Origin of the sequence: Amycolatopsis sp. NPDC058986 (genome assembly GCF_042741125.1) — a bacterium.
Taxonomy (GTDB): Bacteria; Actinomycetota; Actinomycetes; order Mycobacteriales; family Pseudonocardiaceae; genus Amycolatopsis.
On sequence record NZ_JBHYJW010000045.1, the window covers coordinates 48485 to 63446 of the forward strand.

At 71.3% G+C, this 14962-nt stretch carries 18 protein-coding genes; 1 reads left to right on the forward strand and 17 read right to left on the reverse strand.

The genetic code is table 11. The features are described from left to right. Positions 1 to 12: 12 nt before the first annotated feature. From accA to ACFW0G_RS32170, 17 genes are all read right to left on the reverse strand, one after another. Positions 13 to 1719, reverse strand: a complete 1707-nt coding sequence (gene accA, locus ACFW0G_RS32090) for a carboxyltransferase subunit alpha (protein WP_378329189.1) — start codon at positions 1717 to 1719, stop codon at positions 13 to 15. Continuing rightward, positions 1688 to 1909 carry a hypothetical protein gene (locus ACFW0G_RS32095; protein WP_378329190.1) on the reverse strand — a complete coding sequence of 74 codons (222 nt, stop codon included), beginning with the start codon at positions 1907 to 1909 and terminating at the stop codon, positions 1688 to 1690. The genes accA and ACFW0G_RS32095 overlap by 32 nt, the downstream gene beginning before the upstream one ends. Beyond that, on the reverse strand, positions 1906 to 2220 hold the full coding sequence (locus ACFW0G_RS32100; RefSeq protein WP_378329191.1) for an antibiotic biosynthesis monooxygenase family protein: 315 nt from the start codon (positions 2218 to 2220) through the stop codon (positions 1906 to 1908). The genes ACFW0G_RS32095 and ACFW0G_RS32100 overlap by 4 nt, the downstream gene beginning before the upstream one ends. Beyond that, positions 2217 to 2564 (reverse strand): antibiotic biosynthesis monooxygenase family protein, encoded by a 348-nt coding sequence (locus tag ACFW0G_RS32105; RefSeq protein ID WP_378329192.1) that lies wholly within the window; start codon positions 2562 to 2564, stop codon positions 2217 to 2219. The genes ACFW0G_RS32100 and ACFW0G_RS32105 overlap by 4 nt, the downstream gene beginning before the upstream one ends. Further along, on the reverse strand, positions 2564 to 3316 hold the full coding sequence (locus ACFW0G_RS32110; RefSeq protein WP_378329193.1) for an SDR family NAD(P)-dependent oxidoreductase: 753 nt from the start codon (positions 3314 to 3316) through the stop codon (positions 2564 to 2566). The genes ACFW0G_RS32105 and ACFW0G_RS32110 overlap by 1 nt, the downstream gene beginning before the upstream one ends. A 34-nt stretch (positions 3317 to 3350) precedes the next feature. After that, positions 3351 to 3818, reverse strand: coding sequence for an anthrone oxygenase family protein (locus ACFW0G_RS32115; RefSeq protein WP_378329194.1), 468 nt, complete (start codon positions 3816 to 3818; stop codon positions 3351 to 3353). A gap of 26 nt (positions 3819 to 3844) precedes the next feature. Further along, a complete protein-coding gene (locus ACFW0G_RS32120; RefSeq protein ID WP_378329195.1) occupies positions 3845 to 4303 on the reverse strand; it encodes an SRPBCC family protein in 459 nt (152 codons plus the stop codon). Position 4304: 1 nt separating this feature from the next. Continuing rightward, on the reverse strand, positions 4305 to 4565 hold the full coding sequence (locus ACFW0G_RS32125; RefSeq protein WP_378329196.1) for an acyl carrier protein: 261 nt from the start codon (positions 4563 to 4565) through the stop codon (positions 4305 to 4307). A gap of 42 nt (positions 4566 to 4607) precedes the next feature. Beyond that, entirely contained in the window at positions 4608 to 5849 is a 1242-nt protein-coding gene (locus tag ACFW0G_RS32130; RefSeq protein ID WP_378329197.1) for a ketosynthase chain-length factor, read from the reverse strand. A 96-nt stretch (positions 5850 to 5945) separates the two neighbouring features. Further along, complete coding sequence (locus ACFW0G_RS32135) at positions 5946 to 6398, reverse strand: anthrone oxygenase family protein (RefSeq protein WP_378329198.1); 453 nt, start codon at positions 6396 to 6398, stop codon at positions 5946 to 5948. Beyond that, positions 6395 to 7264 (reverse strand): NAD(P)-dependent oxidoreductase, encoded by an 870-nt coding sequence (locus ACFW0G_RS32140; protein WP_378329199.1) that lies wholly within the window; start codon positions 7262 to 7264, stop codon positions 6395 to 6397. The genes ACFW0G_RS32135 and ACFW0G_RS32140 overlap by 4 nt, the downstream gene beginning before the upstream one ends. A gap of 7 nt (positions 7265 to 7271) precedes the next feature. Then, positions 7272 to 7652, reverse strand: a complete 381-nt coding sequence (locus ACFW0G_RS32145) for a SchA/CurD-like domain-containing protein (RefSeq protein WP_378329200.1) — start codon at positions 7650 to 7652, stop codon at positions 7272 to 7274. A gap of 35 nt (positions 7653 to 7687) precedes the next feature. Then, positions 7688 to 9175 (reverse strand): peptide MFS transporter, encoded by a 1488-nt coding sequence (locus tag ACFW0G_RS32150; RefSeq protein ID WP_378329201.1) that lies wholly within the window; start codon positions 9173 to 9175, stop codon positions 7688 to 7690. Then, the gene (locus ACFW0G_RS32155; protein WP_378329202.1) at positions 9172 to 10800 is read right to left on the reverse strand and encodes an FAD-dependent monooxygenase; all 1629 of its coding nucleotides are present in this window, start codon (positions 10798 to 10800) and stop codon (positions 9172 to 9174) included. The genes ACFW0G_RS32150 and ACFW0G_RS32155 overlap by 4 nt, the downstream gene beginning before the upstream one ends. Before the next feature lie 59 nt (positions 10801 to 10859). After that, on the reverse strand, positions 10860 to 11717 hold the full coding sequence (locus tag ACFW0G_RS32160; RefSeq protein ID WP_378329203.1) for an LLM class flavin-dependent oxidoreductase: 858 nt from the start codon (positions 11715 to 11717) through the stop codon (positions 10860 to 10862). Positions 11718 to 11742: 25 nt separating this feature from the next. Then, positions 11743 to 12987: an FAD-dependent oxidoreductase gene (locus tag ACFW0G_RS32165; protein ID WP_378329204.1), complete on the reverse strand. Its 1245-nt coding sequence runs from the start codon at positions 12985 to 12987 to the stop codon at positions 11743 to 11745. A 1-nt stretch (position 12988) separates the two neighbouring features. After that, positions 12989 to 13726 carry an SDR family NAD(P)-dependent oxidoreductase gene (locus ACFW0G_RS32170; protein WP_378329205.1) on the reverse strand — a complete coding sequence of 246 codons (738 nt, stop codon included), beginning with the start codon at positions 13724 to 13726 and terminating at the stop codon, positions 12989 to 12991. A 227-nt stretch (positions 13727 to 13953) separates the two neighbouring features. On the opposite strand from ACFW0G_RS32170, the gene ACFW0G_RS32175 reads away from it, so the two are divergent. Next, the gene (locus ACFW0G_RS32175; RefSeq protein WP_378329206.1) at positions 13954 to 14961 is read left to right on the forward strand and encodes a methyltransferase; all 1008 of its coding nucleotides are present in this window, start codon (positions 13954 to 13956) and stop codon (positions 14959 to 14961) included. The last annotated feature ends 1 nt before the right edge of the window (position 14962 follow it).

Genomic DNA, 14962 nt, shown 5'->3' on the forward strand with positions numbered 1-14962 from the left:
CCCGTGCCTCGTTCACTGAGCCTCCATCCGGCCGTTCGTACTGACGTCCACCGTCCCGAACCGGCGGAACCTGGCGCGGCGGGCGGCCACCAGCTCGGCGCCGGGCCTGCCGCGCAGCTCCCGCACCGCGCACACCAGTGCGTCCCGCACGCGGGCACCGGCGCCGGGCGGATCGCGGTGCGCGCCGCCGGGTGGCTCCGGGATCACCCCGTCGACGAGCCCGGCGGACAGCAGCGACCGCGCGTCGATCCGCAACGCCGTCGCCGCGGTCGTCGCCGCCTCGGGATCGCGCCACAGGATCGCGGCGCAGCCCTCCGGGCTGATCACCGAGTACGTCGCGTTTTCGCACAGCAGTACCCGGTCGGCCATCCCCAGCGCGAGCGCCCCGCCACTGCCGCCCTCGCCGATGATCACGGTGACCACGGGAACCGGCAGGCCACTGGCCACCCGCAGGCACTCGGCGATCGCGCCGGCCTGGCCGTTCCGCTCGGCCTCCACGCCGGGATGCGCGCCGGGGGTGTCGACCAGCGAGACCACCGGGATCCCCAGTTTGGCGGCCATGCGCATCAGCCGGGCCGCCTTCCGGTACCCCGCCGGGGACGGCATGCCGAACTCGGTGCGCACCAGTTCCTCGGTGGTGTGGCCTTTCTGGTGCCCGATCAGCATCATCGGCAGACCGTCCACAGTGGCCACACCGCCGACGATGGCCGGGCAGTCGGCCCGCATCCGATCGCCGCGCAACGGGACGAACCCGTCGAACCAGTTCGTGACGATGTCCATCGTGGTCGGCCGGTCCCGGTGCCGGGCCAGCCGGAGCACCTGGCTCACCGGTCGCCGGTCCAGCTCGGCCGGGTCGCGGAGCACGGGGTCGGTCACCCCGGCGCCCCAGCCGTCGCCCGGCGAGTGCGTCACCGCCAGCAGCTGGGCCAGCGTTCCCGGCAGCGCGGCCCTGCCGCAGACGTCGTCGACGAGTCCGTGCCGCAGCAGGAACTCCGCCGACTGGAACCCGTCCGGCAGACGCTGCCGCAGGGTCTGTTCGATCACGCGGGGACCGGCGAAACCCATTCGCGCCCCTGGTTCGGCGATGATCACGTCGGACAGGGTGGCGAACGACGCCGCCACCCCGCCGAACGTCGGATCCGTGACCAGCGTGACGGTCAGCAGCCCGGCTTCGTCCAGCGCGGCCATCGCCGCGGCGGTCTTGGCCATCTGCATCAGGGACAGCACACCCTCCTGCATCCGCGCCCCGCCGGACGCGGTGACCAGGAGCAACGGGAGCCGGTGCGCCAGCGCGGTTTCCGCCGCCGTCGTGATCGCCGCGCCCGCGGCGGCGCCGAGGCTGCCGCCCAGGAACCGGAAGTCCATCACGGCGACCACCACGTCCCTGCCGTGTACCGCGCCCCTGCCCACCACCACCGCGTCGGGCAGTCCGGTCGCCCGGCCGGCTTCCGCCAGCCGCTCCGCGTACGGCACCAGATCGGCGAACGCGAGCGGGTCGGTCACCGCCGGTTCCGGCTCGACGAGTTTCCCGGAACCGGGGTCCAGCAGCAGTTCGAGCCGCTCGAGCGCCGTCAGCCGGAAGTGCCGGCCGCACTCGTAGCACACCTTGCCGAGCCGCTCGAACCGCTTGCGGTACAACACGATCCGGCAGCCGTCGCAGATCAGCCAGTTCCGCTCCCCGGTCCGGTCAGTCGCGCGGCCGTTCGACGTCGGCGTCATTCCGGTCGCTCCCCTCCTTGGGACTCTTCGGATAGGTCGGGATCGGCCAGGTCATCGGCCCGCCGCCGACGTGCTGGCCGAAACCGAGCCCCGTCGCCGCCAGGACATCGCGGACCCACCGCAGTCCCGTGCGCAGCCGCTCGCCGCGGTCGTTCCCGCCCGTCCGCTCCGCCGGGGTCTCGTCGCTCATCGGGGCACCTGGTAGGACGCGAGCACCTGGTAGACCCCGAAGGGCCTGCCGCTTTCCACGTCGCGATACGGGCGCAGCGGGGCGGTCTGGTCCCGGTGCGCCTCGCCCCGCTCCCACTCCTGGAACGCGGCGAAATCGCGCCACGAGCTGACCACCACGAACTCGCCGGTGTCGGTGACCGACCGGAGCAGCTCGTTCCCGGTGAGGCCGGGCACCCCTGCCAGGCGCGCGCTCGCGGCGTGGTAAGCGCTTTCGATTCCCTCGGCGTCCTCGGCCCGGTGATACAGCAGCACCCGTACTTCCTCGCTCACCGGCGCTTCTCCCATTCCTCGTGCGTGGCACCGGTGGTCTCGGCGGTCAGATGCGCGACGATCCGCATCGTCGTCATCGAGCCGCCGGACCGGTAGGGGTGCAGCTTCCGCCGATGGGTCAGATGCCGCTCGCTGGTCTCGAACTCGCGGAACCGCGGCTCGTCCACCCAGTCGCTGACGATGTAGTAGACGCCTTCCTCCGCGCTGTGGGCCAGCCACTGGCCGCGGTTCGCCGGATGCGTGGTGACCGCGTCGCCGATCTCCGACCACACCCGCTCGAACTCCGCCTCCACGCCGGGCTTGATCTCCATGCGCAGCATCACCCGGAACGTCGCATCCGACATCAGGAGATCCCCCCGTCCACCGGGATGACGCCGCCGGTGACGTACCGGGAGTGCTCGCTGGCCAGCCACAGCACGGCGCCGGACACCTCGTCCGGCGTCCCGAACCGGCCCAGCGCGATCTTGCTGTTGTACTGCTCCAGCATCGTCGCCCGCCGCTCCTCGGGCATCGCGTCCAGCGCCTCGGTGTGGATCATGCCCAGCGACAGCACGTTGAACCGGATGCCCTTGCGGCCGTACTCCCTGGCCAGCGACCGGGTCAGCCCGTGCAGCGCCGACTTCGTCGCGGTGTAGTGGGCGCGCAGCGGAATGCCCACCTCGACCGACTTCGAGCTGATGCTGACCACCGAACCGCCCTCGCCGAGCAGCGGCAGCGCGTGCTGGATGACCAGGTGGACCGCGGTGAGGTTGGTGGCCAGCACCCGCTGCCACTCCTCCAGCGACAGTTCGCCGTAGGGGACGTGGCTGATCACCGCGGCGTTGTTGACCACGAGGTCCAGCCCGCCGAACCGGGACTCGCATTCGGCGAGCAGCGTCCGGATCTGGTCCGGCTCGGCCAGATCCGCGCGCAGCACGTGATGCCGTCCGCCGGTCTCCTTCAGCGCGCGCTCCAGGGACTGGACCGCCTCGCCGTCCTGCCGGTAGCAGGTGAGCACGTCGGCGCCGCTGCGCGCCAGCGCCAGCGCGATGCCGCGCCCGACACCGCGGGTGCCGCCGGTCACCAGCGCCTTCTTTCCGGTCAGGTCGATTGCCATGTGATCCTCCGTGTTCTCCGGCTTCCGGACGCGGTCACCGCGCCAGTACGAGCGGCAGCGCGGCGCAGTTGAGCAGAAAGGCCGATGTGGACAGTGCGGTGCGGACCCGGTTCCACGCCCCCCAGCGCGGGCGCGGGTCCAGTTCGGCGAAGTTCGCGGGCAGCCGGTCCGGGTCCAGCGAGCGGACCCACTTGTTCACCGGCACGTTCTTCGCCAGGGAAATCGCGATGGTGACCGCGCACAGCGCCGCCGCACCGAGGTAGGCCAGGCGAGCGGCCGCGGTGCCGGTGAGCACGCCGAGCACCACGTCGCCCGCGGTCGCGACGAGCAGGCACCCTGGCATGAACGGGTCGTAGCGGGTGGCGAAGAACGCGTGCGCGTGCACGTAGCGGTCCGGCGGCAGGTCCGCCAGCAGCGGCCAGCCACCGAGCCAGGTACCCACCAGCACGCCGGCCGCCAGCCCGTTGGCGAGCAGCACGAGGGGGACGACGATCGTGAACACGGCACACCTCCCGTCACCGGCGGTACTCAGGCGCGACCGCGGGCCGCGGCCTCCACCTTGGCTTTGATCAGGCGCATCTGGACCGGGGTGTTGCGGTCGAGCCGCTCCTGCATCGCCGCGTCGCCGACCGGTGCTTCCGGCTTCATCTCGAAGTCCTGCACCCAGCGCATCCGCACGCCCTCGTCGGTCTGCAGGTACTCCCAGAAGATCCACATGTACTTGAACGGGCCGGTTTCCACCCGCTGTGAGCGCACGGTGTGGGTGGCCTCGTCCGGGGTCCGCGCCGAAACCCAGCTCCACACCTTGCCGTTCTCGTCGGGGTGCAGCGCGAGCCGGAAGCGGATCGTCCCGTCCTTTTCGGACAGTACGGTCGCCTCGGAGTACTCGCTGAACAGCCGGGGCCACGACGGGATGTCGTTGGTCATGTCCCACACCAGCCGCATCGGCGCGTCGATCACGATCTCGTTGTCGGTGTGCCCCGCCATGTCAGATCCTCGCCTTCGCCAGAACGTCGTTGATGTACTCGACGGCCTCGGCAGGCGTCGGCATCTCGGCCACGGCGTCGCCCGACAGCTCGACGCCGTAGCGGGTCTCCACCTGCCGGCACACCTCCAGCAGTGCCAGCGAGTCGTACCCCAGCTCGTCGAACGACACCCCGCCGATGTCGCCGTCCAGATCCGCTTCCTCGGTGTCCCCCGCGCTGCTGCGCAGGATCTCCTTCAGATCGTCCACAGTGAACTGATTCATCACAGGTTCCCTTCGCCGGTCGTCGTGGTCGGGTCGGCCGGCTCAAGCCGGCTCGGGGCGGGCGAGAACGAGCGCACCGCAGAAACCGCCGTAGCCGCGGGCGAGCACCAGCGCGTGCCGCACCCGCGCCTCCCTCGGTTCCTGGAGCACCAGGTCGATCTCGTAGTCCGCGCGCGGGCGCGTGGTCCCCGCCGTGTGCGGGATGACGCCGTCGCGAATGGCCAGCAACGCGGTCGCCACGTCCAGCGCCGCGCCACCGCCGTAGAGCCGTCCGGTGAGCGCTTTCGGCGCGGTGACCGGAACCGCCCGTGGGCCGAAGACCTCGGCGATCGCCCGCGCCTCGGCCAGGTCGTCCTCCGGAACCCCTGCCGCGTCGGCGAACACGACGTCCACATCGGACGGCAGGATCCCGGCGTCGGCCAGTGCGCGCTCGATGGTGGCGCGCAACGCCGGTGGCCGCGCCGAACCCGGCGGTGGGTCGAACCCGGCGGCGTGGCCCGCGATCGTCCCGTAGCCCGGGCCCGCACCCCGGTCGGCCGCCCCGGCGGCGCTCTCCACGATCAGGATCGCGCCGCCCTCGCCCGGCAGGTAACCGGACGCGTCGGCGTCGAACGGGAGATAGGCGCGGTGCGGATTGGCCACTGTGGACAGTCTGCCGTTGGCCATCTGCGCGACGAGACCGTACGGGCACAGCGACCCGTCGGTACCGCCGCTGACCACCAGCCGCGAGCCGGAGCGCAGCAGCCTGCGGGCCTGGCCGAGCGCTTCCAGCCCGCCCGCCTGCTCGGCGCACACCACCCCGCACGATCCGCGCATCCCGTGCCGGATGGAGATCTGCCCGGTGCTGGCGGCGTAGAACCACGCGATCGACTGGTAGGCACCGACCCAGGCGGGTCCCTTCAGGTACAGCCGTTCCATCTCGTGCTGGCCGAACTCGGTGCCCCCGGAGGAACTCGCGGTGACCACGGCCATCTCGTACTCGTCGAGTTCGCCGGTGCGTACCCCGGCGTCCTCCAGTGCCGCGCCGGTCGCGGCCAGGCCGAGATGGGTCCAGTGGTCGGTCTGTTTCTGCAGTCGCTCCGGCAGGTGGTCACCCGCGGAGAAGCCCGGAACCTGGCCGGCCAGCCGCACCGGGTAGGACGCGGGATCGAACCGCGTGATCGTGCCGATACCGGATTTCCCGTCCAGCACGGCCTGCCAGTGCGCCTCCAAGCCGATTCCGGTGGGCGCCAGCACCCCCATCCCGGTCACCACCGGGCGGGAACTCGTATCGGACCGGCCCATCGCCGCACCTTCCCCAGCTATCGTTCGGACTTTCCCGGGACACGCTTCAATCCTGTCCCTGCTCACTGGAACACTTCTGAACGCGCGCTTGATCGCTCAGCCGGACACCACCGCGATGGCGTTCACGACGGCGGCGAGCAAGGCCAGCACGGTGCGCAGGAAATGCCATCGGCGCCACAACGGCCGCGGATCCCACCAGTCGTCCGGAACGTGTTCCGGGTCAAGGGATTTCACCACCCGGTTGATCGGCACATTGCAGAAATGCGAAACGACGGAAACGGCGAGCAGCAACGCCGCGGCCACCGCGAACAGCGCCGCCGCGCCGGAATCCGCGAGCACGGCCAGCGCGATGTCGACGGCGGTCGAGCACAGCACGATGACCGGCATCGCCGGATCCCAGCGCTTGCCGAGCAATTGGTGCGCGTAGACGTACCGCTCCACCGGCATGGCGAACAGCGCGGGCAGCACGCTGAGTGCCACCGCGAACAGCACCCCGGCCACCACGCCACTGCCCACCAGCGCCAGCACGGCCAGCACGTCCCTGGTCACCGGCGCGTGTCTCCCAGCTCGACCACCGCCGCGGCGTCCTCGTCGCCCAGTCCCGCGGCCAGCATCTCCGCGTACCGTTCGGCGGCACAGTGGACAACGGGCAGTTCGACGCCGTGCCCGGCCGACTCGCGGCGCGCCAGCCCGAGGTCCTTGTGCATCAACGCCGCCCGGAACGCGGCGGGCCGGTACTCCTTCCGCCGCATGAACTCGCCACGGAAGGAGAGCACCGCCGAGCGCCAGCCGCTGCCCTCGAACGCGTCCAGCAGCAGGCCGCGGTCGATGCCCATCGCCTCGGCGAACACGACCGCCTCGGCCAGTCCGAGCGTCTGCACCCCCAGCATCAGGTTGAACGCCAGTTTCAGCACGCTCGCGCTGCCGGCGGGCCCGAGGTAGCGGACCTCCTGGCCGAGGGCGTCGAGCACCCACCGCACAGCGTCCACATCGGACTCTTCACCGGCGGCGAACACGCGCAACCGACCCGCGGCGGCCATCTGCGGGTTGCCGAGCACACAGGCCTCCACCCGCCGGATCCCGGCACCGGCCAGCCGTTCCGCCGCTTCCCTGGCGAAGCTGGGGGTGACCGTCGAAGTGTCGACGACGGTCGTGCCTTTACGCAGCCTGCCGTCCAGCTCGCCGAACAGCAGCTCGGTCACGGCGGCCTCGTCGGCGAGGCTGAGCACGACCACGTCCGCGCCGTCCACCGCTTCGGCCGCCGAGCCCGCGATTGTCGCGCCCGCGGCCGCCACCGGCGCGGCCTTGTCCGCGCTGCGGTTGAAGGCGGTGATCCGCGTACCGGCCGCGAGCAGGGCGCGAGCCATGCCCGAGCCCATCTGTCCCAGCCCCAGCACCGCGATACGTCCGTCCATTTCGGACTCATCCCTTCGCTTCGTGGGTCTCGACGGACAGCTGGGAAATGCAGCGCATGGTGGCGTCCCGGAAGTACCGGCCGAACCCCGCCGCGTCGGCCGTGTCACGCTTGTCCCGCAGGTAAGGGGCGAGCTGGTCCTCGATCAGGTGGACGCCGCGCTGGGCTGCCATGTGCCGGGCGATGGCGGCGAACTCGCCTTCGTAGTGGATGACCCGGACCATGACGTCGTCCTTGATGAACACCGCGGTGCCCAGCAGCCGTCCGGCGGGTGCACCGTCCTCGCCCCGGAACTCCGGGGTGTCCACCCGCTGGAACCCGGCGAAGATCTCGGCTATCTCGTCCTCGTGTCCCGGCTCGACCCGGTAGGTGATTGCGGCATAAGGCATTTTCGGCTCCCTTTTCGTTGCTCGACGAACACGGATCACGACGGCCGGGTGACGCTGTCCGCCGGGGCGTCCGGCGTCAGCGCGCGGCTCAGCGCCCGGCGCCGCACCGCGAACACCACCCCGGCGACGGCGGCGGCACCGCCGAGCAGGAGGTAGTAGACGGGCTCCGGCACGACCGCGGTGAGCCGCACCAGCCCGCTGCCCACCCCGCCGCCGAGCGCGGCGAACAGCCACAGCAGACCCAGCACCCGGCCCATGAACGGCCGCGGCAGCACGTCGGCCGCTGTCGAAACGGTGACCGCGACGACCACGAGTTCGCCCGCGGCGTGCATCAGGTACACCAGTGCCAGCCACAACGGCGAGATCTTCCCGCCGTGCTCGGTCAGCAACGCGGCCACCGCCATCACCAGGAAGCCGCCGCCGACCAGCGACAGGCCGATGGCGAGTTTCACCGCCACCGGGTACCGATGGCCGAAGCCGGGCAGCACCGTGCCCACGATCGGCGCCAGTACCAGCAGGAAGACCGGCGTGGCCCCCTGCAGCCAGCTGGCGGGCATGACGAAGCCGAACACGCGGAGATCGACGTGGTCGCGGGCGAACAGGTTCAGCAGCGAGGCCGCGTGCGCGATGATCATCCAGAACAGCGCGGAACCGAGGCACACCGCGACGAAGCCGAGCAGGCGCCGCCGGTCACCCGGCCCCAGGCCCCGGTCACGGTGCAGCAGGACGACCGCCAGCACCGGCACGCCCAGCGCCAGCACGTTGGTCAGCACGATTCCGGCCATCGGCCGCAGCAGCCCGGTCGACCACAGCACCAGCAGCACCACGCCCAGCGCGGCCACGACCGACCCGGTGACGGTCAGCGCGGACCGGCGCTCGGCGGCCACCAGCGGCCGTCCCGGCCGGGCACCCACGCCGCCGAACTGCCGCGTGGCCACGGCCAGCAGCAGCGCCGTGGCCAGTACCGCGACCGAGGCGACCGAGAACCCGAGGTGCCAGCTCACCCGCTCGCCGAGATACCCGGTGACCAGCGGTGCGAGCAACGCGGACCCCTGAACTCCCAGGTACATCAGGGAAATCCCGGACTCGCGGCCACGGGGACCGCCGAACATCATGTTGATCATCGCCTGGTGGTTGGGCTTGAACAGGCCGCCACCGAGGGCCAGCAGGACCAGCCCGATCGCGGTCGCCCAGCCGGACGGCAGCGCCAGGCACAGGTACCCGGCCCCGGCGATCAGGCCGCCGGCGATGAGGGCCGGGCGCTGGCCGAGCACCCGGTCGCCGACCCAGCCACCGGGCAGGGACAGCAGGAACATCGTGCTGATCCACGCGCCGAACAACGCGGCCGCGTCCCCGGTCGCCAGCCCGAGCCCGCCGCGGGCCGCCGGCGCGGCGGCATACAGCACCAGGATCGCCTGCATGCCGTAGTAGCCGAAGCGTTCCAGCAGGTCGGTCAGGAACAGCGTGGTGTACCAGGCCGGCATCCGGCGCAGCGACACCCTGGTGTCGGCGGGTGCCGTCACGACCGCACGCCCCCGCCGGCCGGCACGCAGATCCGCGACAGCACGTCGGTGAGCACGGCGTCCTGGTCGGTCACCTTGCCGGCGGCGCGCCAGGCCACGAACGCGTCGGGCCGCACCAGCACCGCGCCCTGCTCACTCACGCCGTACGCCTGTGCCCAGTCACCGTCGACGGGCACGAGGTCGCCGCCGGTACCGACGGAATAGGCGCGCAGCGGTACCGAGAGCTGTTTGGCCACCCGCTCGGCGGCCTCGCGCCAACCGCTGTCCCGCGATCCGGTCAGCAGGACGAACTCGTCCCAGAACAGGTCTATTGTGGACACTCGGGTGCCGTCCCGGTCCAGCCAGAGATGCGGGGCACGGGTACCCGGGTCGCCGGACAGGTCCAGTTCCGGGGCGAGTACGGGGGCCGCCGAGCGCCCGCCCACGATCGCGCCGGACGCGTACCGGTACCCGAGTGTGACGATGATGTCGTCCACCATGGACGCCTTGGTCTCCTCGTCGGCGAACCCGTGCCGGATCCGGTTGCGCACCATGGCCTGCTTGGCCATGGCGGAGCCGACCGCGCGGCGCTCGGCGTCGTAGGTGTCCAGCAGCGCGTCGCCCGCCCAGCCGCGCAGGACGGCGGCGAGCTTCCAGGACAGGTTGTGCGCGTCGTGGATCCCGGTGTTCGCCCCGAATCCGCCGGCGGGCGGGTGCACGTGCGCGGCGTCGCCCGCCAGGAAGACCCGGCCGCTGCGGAAGGTGTCGGCCACCAGCTGCGCGCCCTGCCACGGCACCTTCGCGACGATCTCCACGTCCAGGTCGGGCTTGCCCGCCGCGGTGCGCACGATGTCGACGCACCGCTCGTCCGGGTAGTCCGCCGTGGTCTCGCCCCGCTCCGGGTAGTACAGCGGGGACGCCTGCCACGGATCGACACCGTGCAGCCGGGACAGTCCCATCAGGGTGCCGGGTGCCGCCGTCGCGTAGCAGAGGATGAACTTGCGGTCCTTGATCAGGTCCCGCAGCTGCGGGGCCCGGAAGTAGACGCTCAGCGCGTTGAAGACGGTGCCGAGCCCGGTGCGCCGCACGCCCAGCGCGCGCCGCGTCGTACTGCCCGCGCCGTCCGCGCCGACCAGATAAGCCGCCCACACCACGGTTTCCTCGCCGGTGGCCGTGTCCCGCAGCGTCGCGGTGACCCCGTCGCCGTCCTGGTCGAGGGCGAGCAGCTCGACCCCGAACTTCACCTCGCTCCCGGCTTCGGTGACCAGGTCCGCCAGCACCCGTTCGTACCGGTCCTGGCCGCAGCCCATCACCCGTTCCGGGCTGATGGTGGGACCGTCCAGCGACGGGGCCTCCAGCACCACCGCGTCGTCGATCTCCGCGAACGTCCGGACCTGGATGATCCCGCCCTCGAAGTAGGCGTGCGAGTCGCCGACCTCCAGTGCCCGGATCCGCTGGTTCACCCCCGCCGCGCGGAACAACTCCATGGTGCGTGCCTGCAGTCCCGGCGCCCTCGGCAACGTCGAGGTCCCGTCCCGCTTCTCCACCACGAGCGACCGCACGCCATGGCGGCCGAGGAACAGCGCGGTGGACAGGCCGACCGGCCCCGCGCCGACGATCAGCACGGGCACTTCTGTTCGAGTCATACCGCTTCCCTTGCCCTTTCGTGCTTCCGGCCCCTGGCTTTCACTGCACGGCACCCGGTTCAGCCGAGCGCCACTTCGGCGATCTCGTCGAGCTGACCGGTGTCGGAACCACAGGGCATCAGGACCAGCTCGTCACACCCGGCCTCGGCGAAGGTGGCGATCACCTCGCGCAGCCGGGTTTCGTCGGCGATGACACCGTCGGCCAGGAACTGCGCCCGCTCGCCCATGTAGGAGTAGTAGTCGAGCAGGTAGCGCCCGGCGGCCTGCTTGCGCTCGGCACCGAGCGCGACATAGGTGAGCGCGCCGAGCTTCGGGGTGCCTGTGCGCCCCTCGGCCCGCCAGGCTTCCCGCACCGCGTCGGCGTGCTGCCGGAAACGCTGGACGGGCCCGCCACCGGAGATCCAGCCGATGCCGTGCTTGGCCGTCCTCGCCACCGAAGCGGCCGAATTTCCCCCGATCCACAAGGGAATCTCGGTTTCGGTCGGCCGGGGGCCGATACCGGGCACCGCGCCCTCCCCCGCCCACACCTGCTTCATTTCCACCAGCAACTCGTCCAGCAGCCGGCCACGACGGTGGAACGGCACGCCGGTCGCGGTGAAGTCGTCCGCCCGGCCACCCGCGGCGACGCCCACCACCAGCCGTCCGCCGGACAGCCGGTCGACACTGGCCAGTTGCTTGGCCAGCAGTGCCGCGCTCGGCCAGTACGGTGCGAGCAGGATGGTGGGGGCCAACGTGATCCGCTCGGTCACCGCGGCCGCGGCGGCCAGCGAAACGATCGCGTCGTAGCTGTCGTAGACCAGCCGGTCGAGTACCGCGAGCGTGCTGAAGCCGAGCTCGTCGGCGCGCCGCGCGAAACTGATCAGCTCGCGGCCACCGGTGCCGGGCACGGTGGTCGCCAAACCGACTCCAATGTCCATTGTGGACCCTCCTGTGGGACAGCCGTCACCGCGCCGGGGACAGCACCGACTCGTCGAAATCGATCGTTTTCAGCGACCACTTCGCCACTCGCAGCGACAGGGCGGCCGCTTCGGTGGCGTAGGTGACCATTTCCTCCTGGTAGCGCGCGGCGGCCTCGCCGAGCGAACGTTCGCCGCGGTCGACGGCCACCAGCGCCCTGGCCAGCGCACTCGCGTCACGCACCGCGGTGTTCGCGCCGACCCCGCCCGAGGGCGGCATGGCGTGCACCGCGTCCCCGAGCGGGATGACCTGGCCGGACGGCCACGGCCGCACCGGGACCGCCACCCGCACCACCACCGGGAAGGACTCCGGGACGTCGGCGTGCCGCAGGATCTCGCGCAGCGCGGGATGCCAGTCCGCGGTGCGCTGCCGCACCAGCTCCCACAGCCGCGCACCGTCCAGCGAAAGGAACTCCTCGTCCGGCATGCCGAGCACCGTGCGGTGCATGGAGAAGACCGACATGAAGTAGTCACCGGGGGACTCGGCCCGCCAGCCGGGCCAGAACCGGGCAGCCGCCTCGCCTGGTTCGGTGCGGAACACCATGGGCATCAGGCCCAGCTTGTGCCCGTCCGAGCCGATCACCCAGGTGAAACGGTCCTGCAGTACCTCCGGGATCCCCTCGCGCAGCGCCGCCGCCATCGGGATCCGCCCGAAGATCGTGCGTACTCCGAGATCCCTTGGCGTGTCGGTGATCCCGCATTGACGGCGTACCGGGGAGTTCGCGCCGTCGGCGGCGATGAGCACATCGCCAGACGCCGTGCCGCCATCGGCGAAGTGCGCCTCGATGCCCTGGCCCGGCCGCTGGGTGAAGTGCGTGAACCGCTTGCCGAACCGGACAACGTCGTCGAGCCCGGCGAGCAGGACGTGCCGCAGCGTCACCCGGTCCACGGCGTCCACTTTGTCCGGTGAACCGGCCCTCGGGTCGTCGACCTCCGGTGACCATTGTGGACTCAGCCGCTCGTCGTAGCAGGCCATCCCGTAGCCGTATCGGCTGTTCGCGGTGGCCACGAGAAGATCCTGGGCGCGAGCGGGCAGGCAGTCGCGCAGGGCGCGCTCGCCCTCGGGGCTGATGTGCAGCCGGTATCCCTGGTTCCGACCGCGCACCGAGGTGTCGCGCTCGTACACCTCGACGTGCACCCCGGCCTTGCGCAGCCCCTGGGCCAGGCACAGCCCGCCCACGCCGCCGCCGATCACCACGACCCGCAGCCCCCGCCTCCGCTCGCCCGGCATGTCAGACCCCGCCGTCGACGTTCAGCGTCGCGCCGCTGATGTAGCGCGAGGTGTCCCCTGCCAGGAACAGCACGGCACCGGCCACGTCCTCGGGCTGGCAGATCCGGCCCAGCGCGGTCATTCCCACGATGCGCGTCACCGCCTGCGGTGGCAGGCCTGCCCCCGGCTCGGTCTCGGTGAGCCCCGGCGCGACCGTGTTGACCCGGATACCGCGTGGCCCCAGTTCCTTGCACAGCCCTCGGGTGAAGCCGATCAGTGCCGCCTTCGACGCCGTGTAGTGCACCCCGTTCACGCGTCCGCGCAGTGCCACCGACGAACCGACGTTGACCACCGAAGCGCCGTCCGCCAGCACGCCCAGCATCGCCTGGGTCACCAGGTAGGCCGCGGTGACGTTGTGGTCCAGCAGCCGGTGCCATTCCGGCTCGGTGATGTCGCCGAACGCGACCCCGCCGTCCACACCGACGTTGTTGACCAGGACGTCGAGCCCGCCCAGCTCGTCGCCGACGAGGCCGGCCAGCCGCCGGGTGTCCGCGCCATCGGTCACGTCCGCCCGCAGCACGCGGTTGCGATCGCCGCACTCCTTCAGTTCGCGGGCAACGCTTTCCACGTGCGGGCCGTCGGTGTGGTGACACGTGACGACGTGGGCACCCGCCCTGGCGAAGGCGAGCGCGGTGGCGCGGCCGATCCCCCGGGTGCCCCCGGTCACCAGTACGCGTTTGCCTCGTAGCCCAAGATCCACCGGATCGCCCCTTTCACAGCAGCGGTCAGCCTGTGCCGCACCCACGGGATCCGATGGTGGCCCGTCCGGCTGGTCCGGCACTCGAACCACAGTGATGGCCACTGTCCTTTGCGGACGGACGCCGGGACTGCGGGCGGCTTTGAGCACCGCTCCACCCGCCGGTGCCAGCATCGAGTCCGACCAAGCACGGCCGCCACGATGTGCGCTGCCGGGAAAGGGAGTCTCGAATGACCACGACCGCTGGCGACACGGCCACCCCGGCCGGGCTCATCCGGCTCTGCAACGCCTTCTGCGACGCCAAGGCGTTGCTCACCGCTGTGGAGTTCGACCTGTTCACCGCGTTGCACGAGAATCCGGAAACCGAGGAGCAGATCCGGCTGCGGCTGGGGCTGCACGGTCGCGGGCTGCGGGACTTCCTGCACCTGCTGGTCGCGCTCGGCCTGCTGGAGAAGGAGGGCGACCGCTACCGCAACGCCCCCGGCGCCGACCGGTACCTCGTCACCGGCCAGCCGACCTACATCGGCGGCTTCATGCGGCGGGCCAACAACAACCTCTATCCGGCCTGGGGCAAGCTGTCCCAGGCGCTGCGGGACGGGAAACTGCAGGGCAACAGCGACTTCGAGCAGGTCGTGCGGAACCCGGCCGTGCTCGGCCAGTTCGTGCGCATGATGGACGCGCTGACCCAGGTGCTCGGGCCCCAGCTGATCGACGCGTTCGACTTCTCGGGCCACGCGACGGTGCTCGACGTCGGCGGGTGCCGGGGCAACATCGCGGCCCAGATCGTCAAGGCCCATCCCGGGATGACCGGCCACGTGATCGACCTGCCGCAGATGGAGCCGTTCTTCACCGAGCACATCGAAGGCTTCGGCCTCACCGGCTCGGTGCGTTTCCACGGCGGCGACTTCTTCACCGACCCGCTGCCGAAGGCGGACGTGGTGGTCATCGGCCACGTACTGCACGACTTCGACGTCGAGCGCCGCCGCTTCCTGGTGCGCAAGGCGAGCGAGGCGGTCAAGCCCGGCGGCGCGCTGCTGGTCTACGACCGGATGCTCGACGAGGATCCGGCCCACGTGGAGAACCTGGTGATCAGCCTGGACATGCTGCTGGTGACCGAGGGCGGCTCGGAGTACCCGGCGAGCGAAATCCGGGACCACGTCAAGGATGCCGGGTTCGCCTCGGTGGAGGAGAAGCAGCTCGGCGACTTCGACACCCTGGTGATCTGCCGCCGGGCGTGAC

Excerpts from the sequence above, each read along its gene's own strand:
- ACFW0G_RS32130 (WP_378329197.1), bottom strand. The coding sequence starts at position 5,849 with ATGGGCCGGTCCGATACGAGTTCCCGCCCGGTGGTGACCGGGATGGGG.
- ACFW0G_RS32160 (WP_378329203.1), bottom strand. The coding sequence starts at position 11,717 with ATGGACATTGGAGTCGGTTTGGCGACCACCGTGCCCGGCACCGGTGGC.
- ACFW0G_RS32165 (WP_378329204.1), bottom strand. The coding sequence starts at position 12,987 with ATGCCGGGCGAGCGGAGGCGGGGGCTGCGGGTCGTGGTGATCGGCGGC.
- ACFW0G_RS32125 (WP_378329196.1), bottom strand. The coding sequence starts at position 4,565 with ATGAATCAGTTCACTGTGGACGATCTGAAGGAGATCCTGCGCAGCAGC.
- ACFW0G_RS32145 (WP_378329200.1), bottom strand. The coding sequence starts at position 7,652 with ATGCCTTATGCCGCAATCACCTACCGGGTCGAGCCGGGACACGAGGAC.
- ACFW0G_RS32105 (WP_378329192.1), bottom strand. The coding sequence starts at position 2,564 with ATGTCGGATGCGACGTTCCGGGTGATGCTGCGCATGGAGATCAAGCCC.
- ACFW0G_RS32175 (WP_378329206.1), top strand. The coding sequence starts at position 13,954 with ATGACCACGACCGCTGGCGACACGGCCACCCCGGCCGGGCTCATCCGG.
- accA (WP_378329189.1), bottom strand. The coding sequence starts at position 1,719 with ATGACGCCGACGTCGAACGGCCGCGCGACTGACCGGACCGGGGAGCGG.
- ACFW0G_RS32140 (WP_378329199.1), bottom strand. The coding sequence starts at position 7,264 with ATGGACGGACGTATCGCGGTGCTGGGGCTGGGACAGATGGGCTCGGGC.
- ACFW0G_RS32095 (WP_378329190.1), bottom strand. The coding sequence starts at position 1,909 with ATGAGCGACGAGACCCCGGCGGAGCGGACGGGCGGGAACGACCGCGGC.
- ACFW0G_RS32155 (WP_378329202.1), bottom strand. The coding sequence starts at position 10,800 with ATGACTCGAACAGAAGTGCCCGTGCTGATCGTCGGCGCGGGGCCGGTC.
- ACFW0G_RS32110 (WP_378329193.1), bottom strand. The coding sequence starts at position 3,316 with ATGGCAATCGACCTGACCGGAAAGAAGGCGCTGGTGACCGGCGGCACC.
- ACFW0G_RS32120 (WP_378329195.1), bottom strand. The coding sequence starts at position 4,303 with ATGGCGGGGCACACCGACAACGAGATCGTGATCGACGCGCCGATGCGG.